The organism is Streptomyces sp. NPDC031445 (assembly GCF_055581365.1).
Genome location: NZ_JBVIJO010000046.1, coordinates 1 through 1,965 on the forward strand (window position 1 = coordinate 1; position 1,965 = coordinate 1,965).

The following is a 1,965-nucleotide window of genomic DNA, read 5'->3' on the forward strand; positions in this document are numbered from 1 at the left end:
CCTCGTGCACCCAGCGAGCGACGGCTTCACCGTTACGGCCCGGCCGGGTGCTGCCGATGATGATACCGATCTTGGTCATGAGGACGCCCTTTCATCGCTCGGCCGCGCCTGAGGTCGGTTCAGGCCCAGCCGCACATACTTGTCGAAGCAAGTAGAGCACGAGTTAATTGACGCGTCAATAAACCACCTGTTCCGGAGCCGTGCCGCACCTCACACCCGGGCCAGGCCGTGAGCCCGTTCCAGCTTCAGGCGGCAGCCGATCAGCGCCGAGTCACGGACGCCTGGTAGGCCCTTGCCATGACGTTCTTGGGGGTGGTGGAAGGTGATGCGGCCGGCTGACGCATCGACGGGGATGCGCTGATCGACGCGATCCGTGCCCGATGGTCTGAGGTCGAGATCGAGGTCGAGATCGACTCGACCCGCCGCAGCGAAGTACGCAGCCTCATATGGCAGTTGGATACGGAGAGCGGTCCAGGTGAGGCCCATGTCGCAGGTTGATCTCCGTCCGTCGCTGCGAGCTGGAGGACCAGGACGGCTTGGACGAGGCTCGTGATCCGCATCCAGGATCACGTAGCCAGGGGCTTCGTCCGTCTGTCATCCCAACCTTCCGGGTTGGCAACGAAGGTTGAAGAGAGTTCCATGTCTCCCCAACTCCCGCAGGGATCAAGGGCTCCAGTGACCTTCCGTGTGCGCGCCCGCCACGGCTAAGTCGGCCTCCTGCCCGGCACCCGCGCCACCAGCGGCGACGACGCGGCCATGGTCCAGGCTCGGGACCGCTTCCTGGCCGCCGGCAGGTACGCGCCCATCCGCCGGGCCGTGGCCCGCCTGGCGGCCCGCTCCGCGCCGGAACCGGGCACGGTCGTCGATGTCGGGTGCGGCACGGGCTACTACCTGGCCGGCGTTCTCGACCAGCTGCCCGGCGCCGAGGTCTGGGCCTGGACACGTCGGTGCGCGCGCTGCGCTCGGCAGCCCGATGCCACGACCGAGCATCTGCGGCGACCTGGGACGTCTTCCGTCCCTTCCCGCTGGCCGACGTGGTGGCCGACGCGGTGCTGGACGTGTTCGCCCCGCGCAATCCAGCCGAGTTCCATCGAGTGCTCCGTCCAGCCGGACGGCTGATCGTGGCCCGTCCCACCGGGCTGCACCTGGCGGAGCTACGGGACCGGGTGCCTGCGATGGTCAGCGTCGACCCGGCCGAGGAACAACGCCTGCACCGGGCGATGGACCCCTACTTCGAGGCCGTCGACACCGAGCAGGTGGAGTACCCCATCGCCCTGACCGGGTCGGAGGCCCTGGACCTGGTGAGGATGACGGCCAGCGCACGCCACGTGAGCTGGGCGGACCTGAACGACGACGGCCTGCTGCCTGACCGGGTCACCGTCTCCGTGCTGGCCACCGTCTACCGGTCTCGGTGACAACGAGCGGGCCGCATGCGCCAGCAGACCGGCGAACAGTGGGCACGCCGGGCGCCGCCGCGTCATCGACGGGATCGCGCCACGCATACGACCCGGCCGGACAGGGACGTCGGCGCTGCCGCCCGCCGCAACGGGAGCGCAGCTCCTGTGATCGCAGGCGAGCCAGCGGGCTATGCGATGGGCGGGGCCCGCGGGGGTCTGACGACCGAGATCCGTCGCCTGTCGACAGGACGCGTCAGTCGAGCCTGGTCACCTGGTAGTGGGAGATGTACCAGCGGTCGGCCACCTGCTTGAGCGCGATGCTGAGCGTGACGTGGATGTCCGGCCGGTCGGTGAACCCGAAGTCGACGTCGAGGTAGCCGAGCAGGACGTCGTCCGCGAGGCTCCGCGTCTCGAGCACCCGGTACTCGGCGGTCAGCCCGATCGGCTGGGAGTCGTAGTACGCGGCGACCCCCGGACGGCCGACGCTGTAGGGGCGGAGCCCCTGGAAAATGGCGTCCTCGGTGAAGAGCGCCGCGACCTTCTCCGGCTCGTGCGCGTCGACCGCGCT

At 69.3% G+C, this 1,965-nt stretch carries 2 protein-coding genes and 1 pseudogene; 1 reads left to right on the forward strand and 2 read right to left on the reverse strand.

All coding sequences use genetic code 11. The features are described from left to right. Positions 1-210: 210 nt before the first annotated feature. The gene (locus ACZ5DC_RS40510) at positions 211-486 is read right to left on the reverse strand and encodes a hypothetical protein (RefSeq protein ID WP_468661488.1); all 276 of its coding nucleotides are present in this window, start codon (positions 484-486) and stop codon (positions 211-213) included. Positions 487-711: 225 nt separating this feature from the next. Between ACZ5DC_RS40510 and ACZ5DC_RS40515 the strand changes: the two are divergent. Beyond that, positions 712-1,415, forward strand: a pseudogene (locus ACZ5DC_RS40515) (methyltransferase domain-containing protein); the annotation flags it as partial. Positions 1,416-1,650: 235 nt separating this feature from the next. Here the strand turns inward: ACZ5DC_RS40515 and ACZ5DC_RS40520 are convergent. Further along, a partial coding sequence (locus tag ACZ5DC_RS40520; RefSeq protein WP_468661490.1) for a nuclear transport factor 2 family protein occupies positions 1,651-1,965 on the reverse strand: 315 nt, incomplete at its 5' end.

Bases quoted from the DNA above. Each gene is read 5' to 3' on its own strand.
- ACZ5DC_RS40510 (WP_468661488.1), bottom strand. From the start codon at position 486: ATGGGCCTCACCTGGACCGCTCTCCGTATCCAACTGCCATATGAGGCT.